Here is a 2,369-nt window from a genome sequence, read left to right as displayed (position 1 = left end):
CCGGTCGCGCACATCGCGACGCAGCCCGTCCCGGCCGCCGTCCCGATCCGGCAGGAGGCGCCGCGGATGGCGCCCGTGTCGTCCATCACACCCGACCGCCGCCAGAACCTGGAGAAGAGCTCCCCGGTGATCATGCCCAAGGTAGTGAACGAACGAGAGCCCTACCGCATCACCACACTGCACCCGAGGACCTACAACGAGGCCCGTACCATCGGGGAACAGTTCCGCGACGGCACACCCGTGATCATGAATTTGACCGAGATGGACGACACGGACGCCAAGCGGCTCGTAGACTTCGCGGCTGGACTCGTCTTCGGTCTGCACGGCAGTATCGAGCGCGTGACACAGAAGGTGTTCCTCCTGTCTCCTGCTAACGTCGATGTCACGGCGGAGGACAAGGCTCGGATCGCCGAGGGTGGGTTCTTCAACCAGAGCTGACCCGGCCACGACTTTACGTGTGGATCGATCGACAGTGCGTCACCGACGGGCTGATGACCAGGAGAGGGAGACGAGATGGGGATCGTCGGGGCGGTGCTTTACTACGCGCTGACAGTCTTCCTGCTCATCCTGCTCTTCCGCCTCGTGATGGACTGGGTCTTCCAGTTCGCGCGCTCGTGGCGGCCGGGAAGGGCCATGGTCCTGGTCCTGGAGGCCACGTACACTGTCACGGATCCGCCGCTCAAGCTTCTTCGGCGCTTCATCCCGCCGTTGCGTCTCGGGGGCGTGGCGCTCGACCTGTCCTTCTTCGTACTGATGATCATTGTGTATGTCCTGATCTCGCTCGTGCGGTCCCTGTCGTTGTGAGCGATGCGACAGGATTCCGGAGTGCCGACGATCACGTTGAGGTGAAGAGATGCCATTGACCCCCGAGGACGTTCGGAACAAGCAGTTCACGACCGTCCGGCTGCGCGAAGGCTATGACGAGGACGAGGTCGATGCCTTCCTCGACGAGGTCGAAGCCGAGCTGACCCGCCTGCTGCGCGAGAACGAGGACCTGCGCGCCAAGCTGGCCGCCGCCACGCGTGCCGCCGCGCAGAACCAGGCCAACATGCGCAAGGAGCCGCCGCAGGACGCCCGTCCCGCCGGCGCCCCCGTGCCCGCCGCCATATCCGGTCCCCCGGTGCCCGGCCAGCAGCAGGGCCCCGGTCCGCAGATGGGCGGCCCGCAGCAGCAGATGGGCAACCAGCCCCTCGGCCTGCCCTCCGGCGCCCCCGCCCTCCCGCCCGGCCCCGGCGCCGGTCAGATGGGCCAGCCGCAGCAGATGGGCCAGCCCCAGCAGATGGGCCAGCCCCAGCCGATGCAGACCATGGGCGGCCAGCAGCAGCTGGTCCAGCCGATGGGCGGTCAGATGCTGCAGCCGATGGGCGGCCCGATGGGTCAGCCGATGGGCCAGACCATGGGCGGCCAGCAGCAGCTCGCGCCGATGGGCGGCCCGATGGGTCAGCCCATGGGCCAGCCGATGGGCCAGCCGATGGGCGGCCCGCTCGGCGGCCCGATGGGCCAGCCGCAGCAGCAGCCCGGCGGCGACAGCGCCGCCCGCGTGCTCGCCCTCGCCCAGCAGACCGCCGACCAGGCGATCTCCGAGGCGCGTTCCGAGGCCAACAAGATCGTCGGCGAGGCCCGCAGCCGCGCCGAGGGCCTGGAGCGGGACGCCCGCGCCAAGGCCGACGCCCTGGAGCGGGACGCCCAGGAGAAGCACCGCGTCGCCATGGGCTCGCTGGAGTCCGCCCGCGCCACGCTGGAGCGCAAGGTCGAGGACCTGCGCGCCTTCGAGCGCGAGTACCGGACCCGCCTGAAGTCCTACCTGGAGACCCAGCTGCGCCAGCTGGAGTCGCAGGCGGACGACTCGCTGGCCCCGCCGCGGATCCCGGCCACCGCCTCGCTGCCCCCGGCGGCGTCGTCGATGTCGCCGGCCACCTCCTCGGTGGGCACCGGTTCCAGCTTCGGCGGCCAGTCCTCCTTCGGCGGCAACCAGCCGTCGTTCGGCGGCAACGGCCAGTCCTTCGGCGGGAACTCCTTCGGTGGCGGCAACAGCCCGAGCTTCGGCGGCCAGCCGGGCGGCAGCGGTGCCGCGCAGATGGCTCCCGCCGGGATGACGCAGCCGATGGCCGCGGTCCGCCCGCAGCCGCCGCAGCCGATGCAGCAGGCGCCGGCCCCGATGCGGGGCTTCCTCATCGACGAGGACGGCGACAACTAAGCACCACCCACATCGAGGGCGCCCCCACTGTGATCGACATCACGGCGGGGGCGCCCTCGTGTGTTCGGGGGCGCGTGGGGGTACCTCCCGGCCGAGTGCGGCCGACCACGAAGAGGGGCGCGGGGAACTGCGCGATTCGGAAGGATGACCGCATCCGAATTGCGCAGTTCCC

At 70.3% G+C, this 2,369-nt stretch carries 3 protein-coding genes; all 3 read left to right on the top strand.

Annotation, left to right across the window (positions count from 1 at the left end; translation table 11 throughout):
• Positions 1-438 (top strand): cell division protein SepF (sepF, locus tag ABZ641_RS33395; RefSeq protein ID WP_359987984.1); only part of this gene is annotated, 438 nt, incomplete at its 5' end.
• A gap of 75 nt (positions 439-513) precedes the next feature.
• Complete coding sequence (locus ABZ641_RS33390) at positions 514-804, top strand: YggT family protein (RefSeq protein ID WP_030262809.1); 291 nt, start codon at positions 514-516, stop codon at positions 802-804.
• 49 nt (positions 805-853) lie between these two features.
• Complete coding sequence (locus ABZ641_RS33385) at positions 854-2,197, top strand: DivIVA domain-containing protein (RefSeq protein WP_344627431.1); 1,344 nt, start codon at positions 854-856, stop codon at positions 2,195-2,197.
• The last annotated feature ends 172 nt before the right edge of the window (positions 2,198-2,369 follow it).

The sequence above is a fragment of the Kitasatospora sp. NPDC007106 genome (assembly GCF_040634455.1).
Classification (GTDB): Bacteria; Actinomycetota; Actinomycetes; order Streptomycetales; family Streptomycetaceae; genus Kitasatospora; species Kitasatospora arboriphila.
The sequence above is the reverse complement of the archived record's forward strand: the minus strand, read 5'-3'. Positions and strand labels throughout refer to the sequence as shown.